This is a genomic window from Lysinibacillus irui (assembly GCF_028877475.1).
Taxonomy (GTDB): domain Bacteria; phylum Bacillota; class Bacilli; order Bacillales_A; family Planococcaceae; genus Lysinibacillus; species Lysinibacillus irui.
In genome coordinates this window covers 346,684-367,163 of record NZ_CP113527.1, presented here as the reverse complement: position 1 = coordinate 367,163, position 20,480 = coordinate 346,684, and the positions used below count along the sequence as shown (strand labels likewise).

17 protein-coding genes are annotated in these 20,480 nt (G+C 37.9%); 3 read left to right on the top strand and 14 right to left on the bottom strand.

Features of this window, described 5'->3' with window-relative positions; genetic code table 11:
* Nucleotides 1–38: 38 nt before the first annotated feature.
* The 4 genes from OU989_RS01835 to OU989_RS01820 form a co-directional block, all read right to left on the bottom strand.
* Nucleotides 39–2,147, bottom strand: a complete 2,109-nt coding sequence (locus tag OU989_RS01835) for a beta-propeller domain-containing protein (protein ID WP_274795418.1) — start codon at nucleotides 2,145–2,147, stop codon at nucleotides 39–41.
* Nucleotides 2,148–2,277: 130 nt separating this feature from the next.
* Nucleotides 2,278–3,471, bottom strand: a complete 1,194-nt coding sequence (locus OU989_RS01830) for an acyl-CoA dehydrogenase family protein (RefSeq protein ID WP_274795416.1) — start codon at nucleotides 3,469–3,471, stop codon at nucleotides 2,278–2,280.
* Nucleotides 3,472–3,480: 9 nt separating this feature from the next.
* Nucleotides 3,481–4,653: a saccharopine dehydrogenase family protein gene (locus OU989_RS01825; RefSeq protein ID WP_274795415.1), complete on the bottom strand. Its 1,173-nt coding sequence runs from the start codon at nucleotides 4,651–4,653 to the stop codon at nucleotides 3,481–3,483.
* Nucleotides 4,654–4,679: 26 nt separating this feature from the next.
* Entirely contained in the window at nucleotides 4,680–6,158 is a 1,479-nt protein-coding gene (locus OU989_RS01820) for an aldehyde dehydrogenase family protein (RefSeq protein ID WP_274795414.1), read from the bottom strand.
* 598 nt (nucleotides 6,159–6,756) lie between these two features.
* Between OU989_RS01820 and OU989_RS01815 the strand changes: the two genes are divergently transcribed.
* Nucleotides 6,757–7,557 (top strand): TIGR00266 family protein, encoded by an 801-nt coding sequence (locus OU989_RS01815; RefSeq protein WP_274795413.1) that lies wholly within the window; start codon nucleotides 6,757–6,759, stop codon nucleotides 7,555–7,557.
* A 37-nt stretch (nucleotides 7,558–7,594) separates the two neighbouring features.
* On the opposite strand, the gene OU989_RS01810 is transcribed toward OU989_RS01815, so the two are convergent.
* From OU989_RS01810 to OU989_RS01800, 3 genes are all read right to left on the bottom strand, one after another.
* On the bottom strand, nucleotides 7,595–8,557 hold the full coding sequence (locus tag OU989_RS01810; RefSeq protein WP_274795412.1) for a 2-hydroxyacid dehydrogenase: 963 nt from the start codon (nucleotides 8,555–8,557) through the stop codon (nucleotides 7,595–7,597).
* Between the two features lie 395 nt (nucleotides 8,558–8,952).
* Nucleotides 8,953–9,789 carry an undecaprenyl-diphosphate phosphatase gene (locus tag OU989_RS01805; RefSeq protein WP_396631729.1) on the bottom strand — a complete coding sequence of 279 codons (837 nt, stop codon included), beginning with the start codon at nucleotides 9,787–9,789 and terminating at the stop codon, nucleotides 8,953–8,955.
* 104 nt (nucleotides 9,790–9,893) lie between these two features.
* Nucleotides 9,894–10,973: a metallophosphoesterase gene (locus OU989_RS01800; protein ID WP_274795411.1), complete on the bottom strand. Its 1,080-nt coding sequence runs from the start codon at nucleotides 10,971–10,973 to the stop codon at nucleotides 9,894–9,896.
* A 308-nt stretch (nucleotides 10,974–11,281) separates the two neighbouring features.
* Between OU989_RS01800 and OU989_RS01795 the strand changes: the two genes are divergently transcribed.
* Entirely contained in the window at nucleotides 11,282–12,430 is a 1,149-nt protein-coding gene (locus OU989_RS01795; protein WP_274795410.1) for an acyl-CoA dehydrogenase family protein, read from the top strand.
* Between the two features lie 41 nt (nucleotides 12,431–12,471).
* Here the strand turns inward: OU989_RS01795 and OU989_RS01790 are convergent, their stop codons facing one another.
* The 4 genes from OU989_RS01790 to OU989_RS01775 all read right to left on the bottom strand — a co-directional run bounded on the left by OU989_RS01790 (nucleotide 12,472) and on the right by OU989_RS01775 (nucleotide 16,458).
* The gene (locus OU989_RS01790; protein WP_274795409.1) at nucleotides 12,472–14,676 is read right to left on the bottom strand and encodes a sensor histidine kinase; all 2,205 of its coding nucleotides are present in this window, start codon (nucleotides 14,674–14,676) and stop codon (nucleotides 12,472–12,474) included.
* Nucleotides 14,677–14,692: 16 nt separating this feature from the next.
* Nucleotides 14,693–14,848: a hypothetical protein gene (locus OU989_RS01785; RefSeq protein WP_274795408.1), complete on the bottom strand. Its 156-nt coding sequence runs from the start codon at nucleotides 14,846–14,848 to the stop codon at nucleotides 14,693–14,695.
* Entirely contained in the window at nucleotides 14,826–15,518 is a 693-nt protein-coding gene (locus OU989_RS01780) for a response regulator transcription factor (protein ID WP_274795407.1), read from the bottom strand. Before OU989_RS01780 ends, OU989_RS01785 begins: the two co-directional genes overlap by 23 nt.
* 76 nt (nucleotides 15,519–15,594) lie before the next feature.
* Nucleotides 15,595–16,458, bottom strand: a complete 864-nt coding sequence (locus OU989_RS01775; protein WP_274795406.1) for a DMT family transporter — start codon at nucleotides 16,456–16,458, stop codon at nucleotides 15,595–15,597.
* Between the two features lie 154 nt (nucleotides 16,459–16,612).
* Here OU989_RS01775 and OU989_RS01770 point away from each other — a divergent pair, with 154 nt between their 5' ends.
* On the top strand, nucleotides 16,613–16,843 hold the full coding sequence (locus OU989_RS01770) for a MerR family transcriptional regulator (protein WP_274795405.1): 231 nt from the start codon (nucleotides 16,613–16,615) through the stop codon (nucleotides 16,841–16,843).
* Nucleotides 16,844–16,909: 66 nt separating this feature from the next.
* Here the strand turns inward: OU989_RS01770 and OU989_RS01765 are convergent, their stop codons facing one another.
* From OU989_RS01765 to OU989_RS01755, 3 genes are all read right to left on the bottom strand, one after another.
* Nucleotides 16,910–17,896 carry a homoserine dehydrogenase gene (locus OU989_RS01765; protein WP_274797254.1) on the bottom strand — a complete coding sequence of 329 codons (987 nt, stop codon included), beginning with the start codon at nucleotides 17,894–17,896 and terminating at the stop codon, nucleotides 16,910–16,912.
* Nucleotides 17,897–18,368: 472 nt separating this feature from the next.
* On the bottom strand, nucleotides 18,369–18,755 hold the full coding sequence (locus OU989_RS01760) for a hypothetical protein (protein ID WP_274795404.1): 387 nt from the start codon (nucleotides 18,753–18,755) through the stop codon (nucleotides 18,369–18,371).
* 330 nt (nucleotides 18,756–19,085) lie between these two features.
* Nucleotides 19,086–20,387, bottom strand: coding sequence for an O-acetylhomoserine aminocarboxypropyltransferase/cysteine synthase family protein (locus OU989_RS01755; protein ID WP_274795403.1), 1,302 nt, complete (start codon nucleotides 20,385–20,387; stop codon nucleotides 19,086–19,088).
* Nucleotides 20,388–20,480 lie beyond the last annotated feature (93 nt).

Sequence of the window (20,480 nt, the reverse complement as noted above, 5' to 3'; positions counted from 1 at the left end):
CCAATGAATTTTTAACGGGATTCATTGGACTTTTCTTACTATTTGAATGTTAATGTATCTAATGGCTTAAAGTTATTTAATTGATAGCTCTTTACCTCATTACGCGCTACTGTATACAGTGCGTCATCTATATAGACAACTCGTTGTACAACCTGCTCCCAATTTTCATATGGCTCATTCGTAGAACGATTGATAATATTCCCTTTTAATACGATACCTTTGTCTGCAGTAATTTCGTAAATTTGAGCTCCATGACCTTGGTAAACAATGTCATCCCCTTTACCTGCCTCATACAGCACTACCGGGAAGCCAAAGTAGTTGTATTGCTCATGACGGAAAAGTGCTTTTGGATTGTACTGGACATCAGAGTATGACCCTTTCCCACCAATTTTAACGGTCGACTGCTCTTTCGGGTTACGGTAGTCTGATACATCAAAAAGTGACATCTTCATATTCGTTGTCACAGTAAAATTACGTTTCGTATAAGCATCATAGCGTTGCTCTGTATCATAACCAATGCCAATTAGATGTGTCTCATCTAATGGATGCAGGTAATTACTAAAGCCAGGAATCTTCAATTCTCCAAGTACGGCAGGCTTTTTCGGGTTGGCTACATCGATGACAAACAGAGGATCTACTTGTTTAAATGTCACCACATATGCTTTTTCCCCCATAAAACGTGCAGAATATATTTTTTCTCCAGGTGCCATATCTTTCACTGAACCAAGTGCTTTTAAATGTTCATCTAAAATAAAGAGGTGATTATAGGAAGTACTTTTCTCATCCCATGTATTCCCCTCTGTTGTGAAGATTCGGAAATTGCCTTTGTATTCATCCATTGAATACTGATTTAACACGGTTCCTTTTACTTCCGTACTTCCAGCAAAGTTCAAAGTCGTTCCATCTACATTCCACTTAAAAATTTGAGTGTCTGCTGCTCGTGGTAACCAAATCATGTCCATAGCACGTTTATCTGATGAAGCCGCATGATTGCTTTCATATATTGGAGTCGTTAAATACAGAGCATTTTCCGACATATAAAGACCACTACTACCACCCAGATACCCCTTTGTATTGGCTGTTGTCTTAGCCCCATTTTTTAAATCAACAGCTGTAATTAAACTATAAGTACCATCCATTGTATTAGGTAATATCGAGATTTTCTCTAAAGGTAGACTTTTGTATGCTGTGCCTACCATACTATCAAATGTTTTAGGTTTTAAATCTGCTTTTACATCTTCTTGGAGCATCCAATAATTCGGATACATATTACCAATTAAATATAATGTATCCTTCGTAATGCGAATATCCTGTAAAAAGCCCTCTTGCCCTACATCTCGTACATGCTTTGGATTGCCTGGATTCGAAATATCATAAAAGGAGGCTGTTACCATGGCTGTACCTGCTTTTTCAATATACTCATCCCCAATGGCAATTAATAAATTGTCATATAATGCAAGTTTAGAAATATATCGTGATTCTTTCAGTTTAATGCTCGTAGTCAATTTTAAATTTTTTGGGTCTTTAGCATTCACAACTGTGATGCTTTGATCTTTCGCACTGTAAATAAAGCCCTCTTTTACGACAACAATATCACCCTCTTCTACCCCTTCTACTTGATTATTGGTCGTAGACTCGTTATTAGCTGTTGCATTATCTTCAACCGCTGAACTAGTCGCACTATCTGCTTTTTCTTCCTCTCTAATTCCTACTCTTTGAGTCGACAACAGTTTTTTGAAATATTGTTGTAGTTCTTTTTCAGATTTTACAGCAGTTAACGTCTCTATAATGGTGAATGGAATAACTTGTGATGAGACATTTAATCCCCCCTGTGAGAATGCTTCTTTCTTCACATGTAATTGATAATTACCTGGTTTTAATTTCTTTACAACTAATGTTTTCTGATCTTCTAGCAATTCAATTGTTGCGGGTACTTTTTGACCTATTTCTGTTGTAATAAAGACATAGTCTTTAGTTATCTTGTTTTTCTTTAAAGCAACTGAAAAAGATGCTTGCCAGCTTTGCTCGGCCATACTTGTGCTTGCTGCCTTTGCAGTAACATCTGTAGTAATCGTCCATGTGAAAATGCCAGGCACGATAGCTAGAACGACAATCAGCATAATTGCCAACCACTTACTTTTCATCATTTTTCCTTCCCTTCATATACTTGTTTACCAATTAGACTAGCAAAAGGTTGGAAAGTTACATTTTTCTGAAATTTTTTAACAGGGGCTTCACACAAAAAAAAAGACGAGAGGGAATAATTCCCCTCTCGTTCTATTCTTCAAATGGCCATTTAGGCAACATTTTAGTTAACGGCTTATCTAGACGTTTGCCTAAAACATAATCAGCCTGCATAATGGTATGAATCTCACGCGTTCCTTCATAAATAACAGGTGCTTTTGAGTTTCGTAAATAACGAGCCACAGGATATTCGTCTGAATAACCATACGCACCATGAATTTGTACCGCATCATCTGCAGCCTTATTAGCAAAATCACAAGCCTGCCATTTTGCTAAAGATGTCTCTCTTGTATTTCGAACACCTTTGTTTTTTAATTCTCCAACGCGGTAGACAAGAAGTCGGCTCATTTGATAGCCAGCTTCCATATTAGCAAGCATTCGCCCAACGAGCTGGTGCTCTCCTATTGGCTTGCCAAATGTTTCTCGTTCATGACAGTATTTCACACTAGCTTCTATACAGGCTTGGATTAAACCAACTGCACCAGCCGCTACCGTAAAACGACCATTATCTAACGCAGACATGGCAATTTTGAAACCTTCACCCTCTTCGCCAAGACGGTTTTCTATTGGTACACGTAAATCTTCAAAAAAGAGCTCACCTGTATTACCAGCGCGAATACCATACTTACCTTTAATCGCTTTTGATGTAAAGCCAGCCATAGAACGCTCTACAATGAAGGCACTAATACCATGATGTTTTTTCGCTTTGTCTGTATAAGCAAAAACGATAAAGTGATCTGCAATATCACATAAGGAAATCCATGTTTTTTGTCCATTGAGGACATAATGATCACCATCACGGACAGCCGTTGTAGACATAGCAGCTACATCAGATCCAGCGCCTGGCTCTGTAAGACCAAATGCTCCAATACGAACACCTTTTGCCTGTGGAACAAGGTATCGCTGCTTTTGATCTTCAGTCCCCCACTGCATAAGGGTCATGCTATTTAATCCTGTATGGACGGATACGGCTGTGCGAAACGCCGTATCTCCACGTTCAAGCTCCTCACAAACGATGGCAAGAGCGTTATAATCCATACCACTTCCACCATATTGTTCAGGTACACAAACTCCCATTAAGCCAAGTTCTGCAAGTCTCGACCAAATCTTAGCATCAAAGCCGCCTGCCGCGTCCCATTTTGCAATATAGGGGATGATTTCCTCATCAACAAACTGTCTTACTGTTTTTCGTAGCATTTCTTGCTCACTGGACATTTCAAAGTTCATGGTTAGCACCTACCATTTCACAATCATTGCAGACTTATGAGATGTCTCTTTAATCACTACGCCACGTTTAGCCATCTCTTCAATATACGTAGCACCGGGCACTATAGCTTCAGGTGCGAATACACCATGTTCTGTAATAGCACCTGCACCAATCATTTGAGCTACAACCGAAATGGTATTAGCGGTTGCACGTGCCATTGCCGTTTCATTGATGGTCATATCCTTACGTACAACCATTTCATATTCATATGTCACTTGTTGCTGTGCTTTTTCACCAGCTACAATAACACGTAATAGTACAGCATCTGGTTTTGTTCCCAGTTCAAGTTTCTTTTTAAGTGCTTCTCGTACTACTGCGCGGACAGGTACTTCTTGATTATCCACTTCTACCTTATTTGCTGAATCAAGGAATCCTAAGTCAGCTAAAAGTTTAAACTTCTCTGCATGGCCTTTATAGCGGATTGTTTTATATTCTAGTGTGCGGACATTTGGGAATGTCTTATACAAAGTGGAGATGCCTCCAGATGTATAAAATGCCTCAAGCACACCGAAACCATCAAAATAAATAGGTTCAACGCCTGATAGGGATGGAACTTCTTCAAGCTTGCCCTTCTGAATTGTTTTGGAAGGCTCAGTATAATGATCGAATACGCCGTCTAAAGAAAATACACGTGTATAATGGAGTGGAGGTTTTGGCTCAGTTGGAATACCACCTACAAATAGTTTAATAGATTCGACCTCATCTAATTTCGAGGCACCATACCCCGCTAGAATATTGACCATGCCTGGAGCAACACCTAGGTCAGGAATGATTGTAACACCTTTTGCCTTGGCTTCCTCATGTAGATCCAATATCTTCTCTGTAACGCCACCGATATGACCACCTAAGTCGACGGAATGTACACCTGCCTCAATGGCTGCTCTTGCTACTCGCTCATTGAACGAATAAAACAATGCATTGACGGCAACATCACCCTTCGAAATAACGTCCATTAACGAATCGTCACGTTCTGCGTGTAGCTCTACAACCTCAACCTTATTTGTATCTAGTGTGTCTACAAAATCCTGTGCAACTTTTACATCGATATCCCCTAAATACACACGCTCAACTTTATCGTTTTTTATTAAATCACGAGCTACCTCTTTACCCATTAAACCTGCACCTAATACAACAACTTTCATCAAGAACATCCCCTTTCGTTGATCTGTTACTCTGTATCGATTTGTGCTCTTTGTAATTTACCGCTGTAGTCTACATAAATACTCTTCCATTCTGTGTATACATCCAGAGCTGCTACACCTGAATCACGGTGACCATTTCCAGTCCCTTTTGTGCCTCCAAAAGGTAAATGGATTTCAGCACCTGTTGTGCCGGCATTTACATAAACAATACCTGTGTCTAAGTCACGCTGTGCGCGGAAAATTGTATTCACATCTTGCGAGAAAATTGAGCTGGATAAGCCAAATTTCACGCCATTATTTACTTCAATTGCTTCTTCTAAATTTGCCACTTCAATCAAAGAAACGACTGGACCAAAGATTTCTTCTTGGGCAATAATCATATCAGGTTTCACATTCGTAAACAGTGTTGGCTCATAATAGAATCCTTTATCGTAAGGTGGTTCATTTAATATTCTGCCCCCTGCTAATAATGTGGCACCCTCTTGTTTGCCTATTTGCACATAGTGATTTATTTTTTCCAGTGCAGCTTTATTAATTACTGGTCCTATTTTAACGCCCATATCTAAACCGTCCCCAATGGTTAGCTTTTGCATTTCATCTAAGAGACGCTTTTCTAATTGTTCTTTTACATCTTTATGCACAATCACTCGGCTACATGCTGTACATCTTTGTCCAGCAGTACCAAATGCACTCCATAAAATCCCTTCTGTAGCTAGCTGTAGATCAGCATCATTCATAACAATGACTGCATTTTTTCCACCCATCTCTAAAGAAATCTTTTTTAAATGCTTGCCACCAAGCTCAGCTACTTTACTACCCGTTGTAGTAGAACCTGTAAAGGAAATAACCTTGACGTCAGGATGTTCAATTAAAGCCGTCCCTACTGTAGGACCTGTACCAAACACAATATTAGCTACACCATCTGGCAAGCCTACCTCTTCAAAAATTTTGCCCATTTCGTAGGCCATCATTGGTGTTTCGTTCGATGGTTTCCAAATGAATGTATTTCCCGCAACGATGGCAGGAAATGACTTCCACGTAGCAATTGCTACTGGGAAATTCCACGGTGTAATAAGTGCAACAACACCAATTGGTGCTCTTACACTCATGGCAAATTTATTGGCAAGCTCAGAAGGTGTTGTTTCACCAAACAATCTTCGACCTTCACCCGCCATATAGTAAGCCATATCAATTCCTTCTTGCACTTCTCCTCTAGCCTCTTCGATTACCTTGCCCATCTCTTTTGTTAAAACGGTCGCCAAATATTCCTTTTTTTCTTTCATTTTTTGACCGATGGCATATAAATAGTCTGCACGTTTTGGTGCTGGTATAAGTGCCCAGCTTTTTTGTGCTTGCTTAGCAGCAGCAACTGCCTCATCTACCTCATTTGAAGTTGAGCGTGGTATAGTTGCAAGCTGCTCACCATTTGCAGGGTTCGTCACTGCTATACTTTGTAAATGTGAATGTGTGACCCATTTACCACCGATATAGTTTTTAATCTCCACTACATACACCCCCTGAAATACTCTATGATGCCTCGGCTATTGTACCAGTCGTATTCCATAGGTACAGAGTCTATAAATGTAAACAGAATTAGTTTTCCTGGGCGATTACGTCCGGATTTTGAATTGTCTTATTATACAATTCCTTTGAAAATCCGATTCTTCTGCCAGAGCTTTATCTTCAGACTAAATCCATAGTGAAAAAATCGACTTATTACATCGGTGATCCACCATCCACAGAGGAGGTGTTTTCCACTGTGCGAAGATAAAATATGTCAAAATTCCGAATTTTCAATATACATTGCACCTTGTAATACTATTATTTACATAATGATCAGTGACAACTGCCAGAGGCCTTATTTCCACTTAACTTTAATCCCTCCATTGAGAGGATGACTTCTAATAATAGAAGTCTTTAAGGTTATGTATATTCACAACACCCTTAGTTAAATGAAAATAAATAATACACATTCTAGTTTTTTATATTCGACATTTTCTAGTTAATTTCCTTTTTTTCTAAAATATTTAATTTCTAATTGAAACCATTGTGTCTTATAATCGTATACAATATCAATAAATTTACTTTTGGAGGAATTCCTTTATGAATAATCATGAAATTGACTACAAGTTATTTGGTGACGACATGCAATATGTGCAAGTTGAGCTTGATCCACAAGAAACAGTTGTTGCAGAAGCAGGGGCATTAATGATGATGGATGACTCTATCCATATGGAAACTATTTTTGGCGATGGTTCAAGTGGTGGCCAGCAAAGTGGTCTAATGGGGAAATTACTAGGTGCTGGAAAGCGACTTATTACAGGTGAAAGCTTATTCATGACGACATTCACAAATGTTGGCTCAGGTAAGAAACATGTTTATTTTGCTTCCCCATACCCTGGTAAAATTATACCAATGGATTTAAGCCAACTAAATGGTAAGATCATTTGTCAAAAGGATGCATTTCTAGCTGCAGCTAAAGGTGTATCTGTTGGCGTTGAATTTCAGAAAAAAATCGGTGTAGGCTTCTTCGGTGGGGAAGGCTTCATTATGCAAAAGCTTGAGGGTGACGGCATGGCATTCGTTCATGCAGGTGGAGCAATTCACGAAAAAACGTTACAACCAGGAGAAGTTTTACGTGTGGATACAGGATGTTTAGTGGCAATGACATCTAATGTAGATTACGATATTGAAATGGTTGGAGGCGTAAAAACAGCATTATTTGGTGGCGAAGGAATCTTCTTTGCTACATTACGCGGCCCGGGAACAGTGTGGGTACAATCATTACCATTTAGCCGTCTAGCAAGTCGTGTCTTTGCAGCAGCGCCAATTTCACAAGGCGGAGGCGGCCAGTCTAAGGGCGAAGGCGGTATCGGCGGTATATTCGATTTATTTAATAGATAATAAAGATGGAGCATATCACAGTGATATGCTCCAATTTTTAATCGATTCGATTCGAAATTGCCTTGCCCTGCCCATATGCCATTAAGGCTTTCACATTTAACATTAACATAGCTGTTCTCGTTTCTAAAGACGCGCTACCGATATGTGGTAGCGCAACGACATTCGGAAGTGTTAATAATGGATGATCCATCGCAATTGGCTCTTGTTCAAACACATCAAGCCCTGCTGCCCAGAGCTTTCCATTTTTCAAAACATCATATAGTGCAGCCTCATCTATAATTCCACCACGGGAAGCGTTTATTAATACAGCATCATCCTTCATCAAAGCTAATTCTTGTGCTCCAATAAGGCCTTCCGTATCACTATTATAAGGTGTCATGATCACTACAAAATCAGATTGCTTTAAAAGATCCTCCAATGAAACATATTGAAAACCGTACATTTCTTCCGCTTCGTGACGACGTCTACGATTATTATATAGAACCTTCATTTCAAAACCTTTTGCACGTCTTGCAACAGCTTGTCCAATGCGGCCCATACCGATAATTCCTATTGTCGCTCCAGATACATCCTTACCAACCAATTGCATGGGGTACCAGCTTTTCCATTTACCTTCCCGTAAATACCTCTCACTTTCCGGAATTCTTCTCGCAGTAGCTAGTAGTAAACCAAATACTAAATCCGCAGTCGTATTGGTTAAGACACCAGGTGTATTGGTTGCCATAATTCCTTTTTTCCGTAAAGCTTTAACATCGATATTATTATAACCAACTGCCAAATTCGTCACTAGTTTTAAATTTGGAGCGTAAGAAAGTAACTCTTCATCTACTTGATCTGCTATCGTTACCCACAGCACTTCACAATCAGTTACAGCTGCTAGCAGTTTGTCACGTGGAATCACAATCTCCTCTTCTTCCCACTGTGAGATTTCATAATACTCCTGTAACGGCTCAACAATATGTGTAGGAAACTTCCGTGTTATAAATAATTTCTTTTTCATGTTCCAAACACCCCTCTACTCATTTCCCTAATTCGCCTTTAGCGTAACACTTAAAACAATCATTTTCTAGAGGTTTCTAGTTACAGGTTATCTATAACTAATGGCGTGCTACCGCATCAGCCTATTTATTTAGTTTATCCTTGAAATAAATCATTCTATCCTAAACCTTTGTATTAAAAAGCTATGCATATATTGTATGCATAGCTAATTTTTATAACTCTCTGATTGTTGAATTTAAGCGATTGGTTACCCTTTCTAATTCTTCAGAAGATACAGTTATCATATTACACCACAAAAAGTACTTTGAACCCAATGATATTCATTTCAAAAAGATGTATTCAGAAAAGGCATGCAAAAAAGCCACTCCTTCTTGTACAGAAGAGTGACTTTTAACTTTACATGAAAATGATTACGCAAAGAACAGCAGCTAAAACTAAACGATAAATCGCAAAAGGCATTAATTTCACTTTTGAAATAAGTGCTAAGAAGAACTTGATCGATAGTAATGCAAAGACAAATGAACTAATAAATCCGACAGCATAGAATCCAAAATAGTCCATTGATAAAGTATCCCAGTTTTTCAAAACAGATACTAGACTAGCACCTGCCATAATCGGTACTGCCATAATAAATGTAAAATCAGCTGCAACACGGTGACTCATACCGAATAGTACCCCACCTGAAATTGTTGCGCCTGAACGGGAAAAACCTGGCCATAAAGATAGACATTGTACTAGCCCTACTTTAAATGCCAATCCATATGAAATCTTATCTAGAGAATCTACTTTTGGCTTTCTCGGTGCCAATTTATCTGCCGCAATCATTAGAATTGCCCCAGCTACCAATGCATAAATAACATGCTCTACTTTAAAAAGATGGTCATCAATAAAATCCTTGAATGCAAAACCTAAGACAACCGCAGGTAGCATCCCAACAATGACATGCAATAAGTTAAAACGGCCATTCATAGATTTAGATTGTCCATCTATATTGTATAAGCCAATGAGGCTCAACATACGTTTCCACATAACAACGATAACTGCTAATATAGAACCAAGTTGAACTACAATTTTAAATGTATTCGCAGGATATTTTCCTAAAAACTCTTCTGTCTTTAACCACATATCATCTACGATAATCATATGACCTGTAGAAGATACTGGTGCAAATTCTGTCATACCTTCAACAAAGCCTAATATCAATGCTTTTAATAACTCTATAATTTCCACCATGTCACCTTACCTTTTTTAATAAAATACCCACTTATTATAAAATACTCCGTTTTTCTATACTACTGCCAATTCGCCTAAGTAGTCCAATTCAAAATTTCAACTTATTATTGAAATTTTATATCTACTACCCACAGTTCTGATCTACTACCAATTCGCATAGGTGGTCCCCAGAAGCCATATCCTGATGAAACAAGTGTATGCATGTGCTCCTTCAGCTTATAACCATAATCCAGTTCAAATACTCTTGCTGTTATAAACTGATTCGGCCATAGCTGACCCTTATGCGTATGACCTGACATATGTAAATCAACACCCATTTTCGAAGGTGTCAACAAGTCGTCAGGTGTATGGTTCATTACAAGCCAAGGTAAATTATCAGTAGACTTTAAATCTTCAAGTGGTTTTCTTTCTTTGTTCGTCCTGTCTTCTTGCCCTGTTAATATAAACGCATTTTCTATACGAATTGTTTCATCTAGCAGTATTTTTACATTGGCATTTTCCATTTCTCTTATAAATTCAGGGATTTTTTTGCCATAATACTCATGGTTACCTAGTATACCATACGTTCCATATGTAGCCCTTAATTGTTTCATGACATCCGCCATTCCCTCTTGTACAAACCATTTTGGATCATCATCCACAATATCACCAGCTAACAACACAATATCTGGCTGTGCTTCATTAGCTAAGCTAACAAAGCGTTGCAAATGCCTTTTATGCGATAAAACCCCTAAATGAAAATCGGATGCCACAACAGCTCTCATTGAATGAAGCTCACTGTCTTTTTTTGCAACCGCGATCTCTAAATGACGAACAACTGGAGAATAGGCTAAATAAGAGCCAATGATACCTAATACTAATAGCACAGCAACTGCTATACTACCAATTATTTGTACATTTTTAAAGGGTGTTAACCAAATAATCAATTGTGCAACTAAACATAGTAATAATCCATACTCAAAGATAAACATCCAATAATTGCTGATCACCGAAAAGAAGCGTAAAGACTCATGTAGCCTTCCGATTATAATACTAAATGCCACAATATATAATAGTAACCAAAATAGGACTGGATAACGGAACCACCCCATAGCTACAAGCCACTGCTTCACTCCCCACCCTAAATAGAAAGTCAACGCACTATAAACACTAATTAAAAGTAAACCGCCGATTACTTTTGGCATAACTTCGTCCTCTACTTTCTCTATATTTAGTCGATTATATCATTTTACTTAACAATCCTATTACATGAAGCATTTGAATAATCTTCTAGTGAAAATAGAAACTAGCCACCTTAAATTGCTTACAAATATAAGTTTATCTTTTCGTTTATTTGAATTCTATCGTATTACATGACATTTCACTGTATATAGATGACATTTTCGTCACTTCCTCACTAAAAGCTACTTTTATTTTCACAAATCTTCCAGTAACATGATCAATAAGACAGAATATTTACACATTTACGAATCAAAAAGGGGTGCTATATCAAATGACACGTTATAAATTTGAAACAACAGAGCATGAGTTATTTCGTAAAACCTTTCGTAAGTTTTTAGCTGAAGAAGCAGAGCCACATTATGCTCAATGGGAAAAGGATCATCTTATTCCTCTTTCATTTTGGCGTAAGCTCGGTGATATGGGCTATCTTTGTCCACAGGTTGAAGAGCAATATGGAGGGCTGGGGCTGGATTTCAGCTTTGGTGTTATCATTCAAGAAGAGCTTGAACGGATAGGCTCCAGCCTGATCGGAGTGGGCCTGCATAATGATATTGTTGTACCATATATCGAGGCCTATGGTACACATGACCAAAAGTCTCGCTGGTTACCTAAATGTGTGACAGGCGACTCTATAACAGCTATTGCGATGACCGAGCCTGGTACAGGTTCAGATCTAGCCAATATCCAAACTACAGCTATTCGCGATGGTGACCATTACATAGTGAATGGTCAAAAAACCTTCATTACCAATGGAATTCATACAAACTTAGTCGTTGTTGCAGTGAAGACAAATCCACAGGCAGAGAAAAAGCATCGTGGAATTAGTCTACTTGTCATTGAAGAAGGTACTCCTGGCTTTACAAAAGGAAGACAACTCGAAAAAGTTGGCATGCATGCCCAAGATACAGCAGAGCTCTATTTTGAAGATTGCCGAGTGCCTGTAAAAAACCTACTAGGAGAAGAAGGCAAAGGTTTTCACTATATGATGGAAAAACTGCAACAAGAGCGTTTAGCGGTAGCGATTGCTGCTCAAACAGCCGCAGAGGATATGCTTGCCATAACGCTTGACTATGTAAAATCGCGCCAAGCCTTTGGTAAGACAATTGGAGACTTCCAAAATACTCAATTTAAACTAGCTGAAATGGCAACTAAAATTGAGCTTGGCAAAGCGTTTTTAGAATCTTTGATTGAAGACCATATAGCAGGTAAAGATGTCGTTACTAAAGTATCAATGGCAAAATACTGGATAACAGAAAATGCACGTAATCTTGCCACACAATGTATGCAATTGCATGGCGGCTATGGATATATGGAGGAATACAAAATTGCCCGTAGGTATAGAGATATTCCTGTTATGTCCATCTATGCTGGAACAAATGAAGTCATGAAAGTTATTATCGCTAAAAATTTAGGCTTATAATATAAAGAAGATGGTGGCAAACCTCTGCCACCATCTTCCCATTATACTGCCGAAATACGAACTGTTACTTTAAATAAATCACCATCGACATCAATAGTCATTCTAGCTCCGTGTAAATCAACAATGGACTGTGCTATAGCTAATCCAAGTCCAGAGCCTTCTGTATGTCGTGAAGCATCTGCCCGTTTAAAGCGTTCAAATAATTCATCAGCATCTTCGCTAATTTCATACTTCGCTACATTTTTCACTGTGAATTCGGCGTCACCATCTGCCGTACGTTTTAACGTTACATATACACGTGTCCCTTCTAACGCATACTTCAAGACATTAACAATTAAATTATCAATAAGCCTCCACCATTTTTGACCATCCACATAGGCATAAATAGGGTCATGAGGCATCGTTATTCGTAAATCTAAACGTGACTGTGATAAATCTTCCTTATGTTCTCCCACCGCTTGCTGAATAAGCTGTGTCAAATCTACACGACTTCGTTGAAGCTCGATATTCCCGCTTGCCATTTTTGATACTTCAAAGAGATCTTCAATCAACACTTTTAAACGTTCAGATTTTTTATCAAGAATATGAATATATTGCTGACGTTCTTCATCTGTAATCGTAGGGTTTTTCAGTAAATCCGTATACGTAATAATAGAGGTTAGAGGAGTCCGTAAATCATGACTCACATTGGTAATTAGCTCTGTTTTTAACCGTTCACTTTTAGCCTGCTGGTGCATTGACGTACGAACACCTTCCCGTAAATGGTTAAGATTCTCCGCATGACCAGCAAGCGGTGATTTGCCTTTTACCTTTACATCACGGTTTAACCGTCCTTCAGCCATATCCTTCGTATCCTTCATAATGCGATTTAGGTAACCCATTCTTGATAGAAAAACGATTAATGCTGGAACTCCTACGAACGTACACAATCCAAGGACAAGAACTTGAAAAGCTCCTCCTCTTAACATTGAAGCGACAAGACTACCTCCACCAAAGAAGGCTGCAGCGAGCATCACAATTGAATGCAATGCAATCGAACGGTTGATAAATAAATCAGTCATCGAATCCCCAAGTGACCATAAATAGCTCGATTTTACATTTTCCTCTAGCTTTTTCAAAGTATCTACTCTTGTATACAACCATATTAACTGCACAAAGAAGGCACTGCCAATTACAAATAACACACCTAATTTAAAGGCAAGATCTAGTATATAGCGCACATAATTATGTTGATAATTGTATTCGTAAGTGTATTCAATAGATTCAAAAACAACTTGAGACGCAATAAGATATATAAATCCTGTGATCAATACTAAAACAACTTGAAAGTCGAATTTAACTTTAGTTAAAATCTCTTTTTCCTTCATATCCTTGACAGTTTGTAGTAAACCCTTACGTCCTCTCCAAACAAAGAATGCTGTTACTATACTAGTGAGCCATACTAGGAAGAAGGTATATTGATTTCGATGAAAACGACTATAATCCTGCATAACGCCTAATGTTTGCACTGCTTTTTTTGAAATCGTTAAGACACCCGTATATTCAGTTGTTTCATAAAGGTCATCTACATTTACATATGTTTCTGTACGGTAAAAAGTATCCCTGAAATTATTACTTATGTTACCTGCATATAATGGATTTCGCTCCGTATATTTTATTTTATAGGCACTACTTTCAGTAACATCACCAGCACGATATGTTTTACCTGTTTCCGTATTCTTCAACTCATAAGACCAATAGTCAAAGTTTTTTTCAAAGTTTTTGGCTTCACTTTGTACGTCTTTAATATATTTATCAATGAGCACTTCTTTTTCAGCAAGAATCTTCTTTCGTACATGCTCATCATCTTCAAAATTTGCTGTAATATCTTTAATTTTATTATCGCGTTCAGTCTCTAGCTTAGTCTTTAATTCAGTTGCATTGGCATCTATAGCTTCCTGAATACGCTGTTCGTATTGTGCTTTAATATTATCGATTTGCTGTCCCAATGTGCCGTAGTAATTACGATGATCCTCTATTTCAGTTTGGGTAATTTCTATTTTATTTTTTAAATCCTCTGCCTTCGGTACATTTATTACTAAAGGTCCTAATTCTGCAGTGAAATTATCTATTTCATGCTGGAAATTTTCTGAATCGAAATATGATTTACCAATATACTGATAACCTACATGCCAAAATGTAAAAATACCGAAAATCGTCCAGATTAAACACATTAAAACGAAAAGAGATCTCCATTTTTTTATCATCCCTCTTTACACTCCTCTAAAAAATTCTTTCTAACAATTGTAAAACCTCTGAGGAGCGAGAATCGACGATTTGATAGGCATAAATCCCAAAATAAATAAGCCCAATAACTCCTGCAATAAATCCTGCAATAGTCATATACTTCTCTATTTTATTTTTCCATTTTATAGCCAACGCCCCATACCACCTTTAAATAGCGCGGATTTTTCGGATCTGCTTCGATTTTTTCTCGGATCTTCCGGATATGAACAGCTACAATATTTTCAGCATTGTACGCTTCCTCATTCCAAACCCGTTCATAAATTTCTCGAATCGAAAAAACACGCCCTGCATTTTTCATTAATAGTTCTGTAATTTTATATTCTATCGGGGTAAGGCGAACTGGTTCTCCTTCTAATATGACTTCTTTAGCCTCTTCATCAAGAACAAGTCCGTCAATTTCTACCTTTGTAGCACCTTCACTATACGTCCCTAGTTGAACATAGCGTCGTAGTTGCGATTTCACCCGTGCCAATAATTCTAATGGGTGAAATGGCTTTGTCACATAATCATCAGCTCCAACTGATAATCCATGGATTTTATCGCCATCCTCCGCCTTCGCACTTAGCATAATAATTGGAATATTACGCTCCTCTCTAATTTTAAAGGTAGCCGTTATTCCGTCCATGTTTGGCATCATAATATCTAAAATAATTAAATGTACTTCATTGTTCTCTAGCTTTTTTAATGCATCTAAGCCATCTGCTGCTTTAATGACATGATAGCCTTCATTTTTTAAATAGATTTCAATACCATCACGAATATCTTGATCGTCATCTGTAACAAGAACTGTTAATTTCGTCATGATATACACCTCGCTCTCAAATATAAGTCTACCTTTCAAATCTTAAAAACCAGCTATTATAAAAATGAAGATTTTCTTAAGGTTTTAGTTTTTTTCTTCCACCTAGTGTTAAAACAACAATACCTCCTAATAGCATTGCTACACCAAGCCAGGACACTATAGTTAAGTGTTCTCCAATCAAAAATACACCTAGTATAGCCGCAGTCAATGGTTCTGCCAATGAAAGGGTTACGGCTGTGGATGAACTAATTTTCTGCAGACCATTTAAAAACAGTAAATACGCTACGCTTGTACACATGATTCCCATGAACAGCATTGTCCATAAATTGTGTATGTTTACTAGCCAAGCAAATCCACTTTCTAAAGAAAACGGCAGTAAAAACAACGTACAAACCGAAAATGTCATAGCGACTGCTGGTAATGCATCTGCTTGTGCCATTAATTTTTTACTTATATTTGTATAAAATGCAAAGGATAAGCCTGCACAAAGCGCAAGGGCGAATCCACCAGCATGAACTATTTCATCCCCATTGCTCATAAATAATAAAAGACATCCGATGATGGCCATAAGTGTAGCAAGACCCCATATCAATGTGGGCCGCGTTTTCCAAACGATCCATTCTAAAATACCAGAAAACACTGGCGCACTCCCAATTGTTGCAACTGTTCCAATAGCAACACCTGTTAGACGTATTGATGAGAAGAAAAGTCCTTGGAAAAGGGCGATACTAGCCGCAGCTAAAATCGTCCATTTCCATGACCAATTTCGGAGGTCAATTTTTCGTAACAAAATAGCGATGGCTAATAATAGACCGCCACCAATGGCAGAACGGATTGTGGCCACCGCAATCGGAGATATTCCTTGATCTAAAAACGATTGAGCCGTACCTGTCATGCCCCACAAAATGGCTGCAAGTAATACAAACAATGGATTTAACATTTTATCAATCATCCTCGCTTCATTACTTCATGATATTTATAATACATATTTATCCAAAATCAAACAATTACCATTTTATTTTATCTTTCATATAGCACAGTATGCTTTCTATTGAATGGACGTTATAATAAATACTGTAAAAGGAGCGAATCATATGTATAAAACAATTGCAGAGACAGCTATTGACCTTGGCATGCCTGAGGATCAAGTAATGCGTCTAGTATATGAGGGGCGCATCCGTTCAGTTTACGATGGACAACAAATTCTAATAAATAGCGGTCAATTTAGTACTTATTTTAAACAACTGGAACGAATTAAAGAGGAAATCGAAATTTGGCGATCTACCCCTATTCCAGAGGATATTGATGTGAAAGACGAGGATTAAAAAACCCCACCATTCATACAATTTAAACATTGTTGAATGGTGGGCTTCTAAATGAAATAAGTTAATTTAAATCGTTACAACAAATCCTGCTCTTTTCCCAATAATCTCGGCATAATCTTCTACCATGACACTAGCGGTAGGATACATTCCTGCTCCAGGACCTACTAATGTTAATGTGCCAATGTAGTTAGTCTCTAATGCCACTGCGTTGAACACATCATCGACTGGATAGAGTGGATGTTCTTTATCAACAAGTTGTGGACCAACTTTAGCGATAATTTTACCGTCAGCCAGTTTCTCCACTTCAGCTACATGGCGGTAACGCAAACCATTTTCACACGCTTCACGTACTTGTTCAGCCGAGATACTATCTATTCCAATGACCTCTACATCAGCCCAATCTGGCTGTTCTCCAAAAGCCAAAGCACTTAAAATCATTAATTTTTTAAAGGCATCCTGACCAGAAACATCATTATATGGATCTGCCTCAGCATACCCTAAGCTCTGTGCCTCTTTTAAAGCTGTTTCGAAAGACCAGCCCTGTGCACGCATTTTTGTTAAAATATAATTACATGTGCCATTTAAGACTCCTTGTATACGACTTACGTCATTAACAAGTAAAATATTTTTCATTGTTTTAATAACAGGTACGCCACCAGCAGTAGTTGCCTCATAGCCTACAAAAACACCATTTGCCTTTGCAAGATCCTGTAACTCTAAACCTCGTTTAGCAAACATCACTTTGTTGGCTGTAATAACATGGCATTTATGCTCAACTGCTCGCTTTAAATAACTGAATGCAGGCTCTTCATTTACAATTGCTTCAAACACAACCTGCATACCTGGTTCTGCTAAGACATCATCTATGCTCGTTGTCATCAAATGTGCTGTTCCTGGCACACGTTCACGACTAGCATCTGTCACTAAAATCTTCGCAACTTCTAATTCAATACCTAATTTATTTTTTAGCTCTTCTCGCTTTTCATTTAATATATGATAGATGCCCTGACCTACCGTTCCAAATCCTAAAATCGCTGCCTTTATAGTTGCCATTCTTGTTATTCCCTCCAACTTACATTCCGCAGTTTCATCAAAGCTAATTTCTCCATGGGGTTGTGTCATGATCATTTGACACCCACCGCAGGCTTTAGTCAACTCTTCTTCGTATGAGTTTTGCTATTTCAGTACGTGTAGCAACACACACAAATTCAAACAATTCAAAATTTAACTTAAAGAAAATTGTATCGCAAATACATACTTTTCACAAGAAAAATCTTTCTAGGAAGGACATTTGTTTTCTCTAGACGTGCAAAAGAAATCGGTTTCATTCCCCTTATTATACGTTTTTTCGATTAATCCATAAGATTTGAACAAAAATTGACTCTTTACATTTAAATAGATGAATGTCTTTCTTCTATTATATATGTATGCTTGGACACCTATAATCTTGTTATTATTTTAAGGACCTCTAAAGAAAAAACTCATTCCCTGTAGCAGTAGAGAATGAGCTTATATATGAGGGGGTTCAACTTGCTTTTGAAAGCAACTGATATCGATATTGTGTTAAAACTTGTTGAACAAGACTAATTTCTTCTTCTTTAAAATTTGGGACTGCATATGTTCGTTCCACTAATTGAAAAGTACCATACTTTAAGTAAAACTCTGTCGCAGGAAGTGGAATATGGCTTACACCGTAATGTTTATATGCTTCGAAAACTTCCTTTATCGTATAGCTCTCCTCTTCAGCAACAACATGCTCTTGAAATGCTGTATGACCAAAGACTTGCTGCCATTTTCTTTCAACCGATGCAAGGAGGTGTTGGATGGATGAATTATTGACAAAAACATGCCCTTCATTTAGCTCATAAATTAGATAGGATGCAATGTTTTGTGCACTATAGATATTACCCATTTCAAACACTCCTTTATCATCAGTTTTTGGGAAGAGCAGTTACTGGCTAAGTAACTACTCTCCCACATCTATTCAAAAGTGGGGGAGCACTTATGAAAACATTACCTTTATAACAAGAATTTCGTACCCTTAACTTATTCCCTAGTATATAACAAGGATTTAACTAAGTCAATAATACATATAAAAATACTTGGTATTATTTTTCAAAAGGTTCTGATAATCAACAGAGACTTTACTCGACTGATGTAGTAACGTTAGAAGTATTACCAAATGAGGCAAATCGAATGAGAAAATACGTAAACGCTACAACATTCTCCCTTATGTTTTTACTTAAGCTTTTACTGTTTGTTCAGTTGCTGTTGCCTGCGTAATCGCTTGTTCTAGATCTGCAATAATGTCCTCTACTGCCTCTAAACCGATGGATAAGCGAATAAGCGATTCGGTTACTCCAGCTTGAACTAATTCATCTGCTGAGAGCTGTTGATGTGTAGTTGAGGCAGGATGAATAATTAATGACTTGGCATCTCCTACATTTGCTACATGTGAAAATAACTTCACGCTATCAATAAGCTTTCGTCCGGCTTCACGTCCACCTTTAATGCCAAATGTGAGCACTGAACCGAAGCCATTTCTTAAATATTTTTTCGCTAAATCATGTGTTGGGAAATCTTCTAAGCCATTATAATTTACATACTCCACAGATGGGTGGTTCTGTAAATATTCAGCCACTGCCAATGCATTTTCATTGTGTTTAGGGATACGCAAATGAAGCGTTTCTAAACCTTGTAACAAATTAAAGGCTGCGTCTGCGCTCAATGTTGGACCAAAATCACGTAATAGCTGTACGCGTAGCTTCGTAGCAAAAGCTGCTGAAGCCGTATCAATGCCGTAGCGTAAGCCATGGTAAGAAGCATCTGGCTCAGTAAAACCAGGAAAACGTCCGCTAGTCCAATCAAACTTACCAGCATCTACCACTACTCCACCTAAAGTTGTACCATGACCACCTATCCATTTAGTGGCTGAATGAACAACAACATCTGCACCATATTCAATAGGTGTTGAGCCATACGGAGAAGCAAACGTACTATCAATAATTAATGGTAAGCCATTCTCATGTGCAATTTTAGCTACCGCTTCAATATCTAAAACCTTTAAGCTTGGATTACCATAAACTTCAGCAAAAATAGCTTTTGTTTTATCGGTAATTGCAGCCTTAAAATTGTCTGGGTTTGTTTCATCTACAAAAATTGTATTAATACCGTAGTTTGGTAGTGTGTTAGCAAATAAATTATAAGTACCGCCATATAAAGAACTAGCTGCTACAATTTCATCACCAGCTCCAGCTAGGTTTAAAATGGAAAATGCGATAGCCGCTGCACCAGATGAAAGTGCTACTGCTGCTGTTCCACCTTCCAATAAAGCCACACGTTTTTCAAAAACATCAACAGTTGGATTTGTAATGCGTGTGTAAATGTTCCCTGCTTCTTCTAAGGCAAAAAGACGTTGCGCATGAGCAGTGTCTTTAAAAACGAATGCCGTTGAGCGATAGATGGGAACAGTTCGAGATCCTGTCACTGGGTCTGGTTCTTGACCACCATGTAACAACAATGTTTCTGGTTTAAAATTTGTCATTGTGTACCTCCAAATGGTTATTTTTTTACGATGGCACCGGAGATGAGGAGGATTTTTCTGTAGAAAACAAAAACCCTCTTCAGCTAAGAAGAG